Below are 277 nucleotides of genomic sequence, written 5' to 3' on the forward strand. Positions count from 1 at the left end.
GCTCCACGGTCAGGTTTTTGACCGGCAGATCAGAGGTTGTACTGATGCAAACTCCGTCTTTTGTCACGCCTGACAAGCGGAAGACAACCCGCTACACTGACGCGCTGCAACAGACTTTCAGGAATATGAATATGAAAACGCCAGAAGCCTACTATGCCCAGGCGCGCGAGATGTTTTTTACCGCGCATCCCGACTTTCAGTCTGCACTTGATGAATTAACGGAGAGCGACGCCTGTGCAGCTAACCTGTCACTGCGACAGCTGCGCGAATGGCATGC

At 53.1% G+C, this 277-nt stretch carries 1 protein-coding gene; it reads left to right on the top strand.

All coding sequences use genetic code 11. The annotated features are described in order from the left end of the window. Positions 1-44: 44 nt before the first annotated feature. Positions 45-277: DUF6388 family protein (locus tag SB765_RS29400; RefSeq protein WP_410932456.1), on the top strand; the 233-nt coding region annotated here is incomplete at its 3' end.

It is taken from the genome of Pseudomonas sp. SIMBA_067 (assembly GCF_046534675.1).
Classification (GTDB): Bacteria; Pseudomonadota; Gammaproteobacteria; order Pseudomonadales; family Pseudomonadaceae; genus Aquipseudomonas; species Aquipseudomonas putida.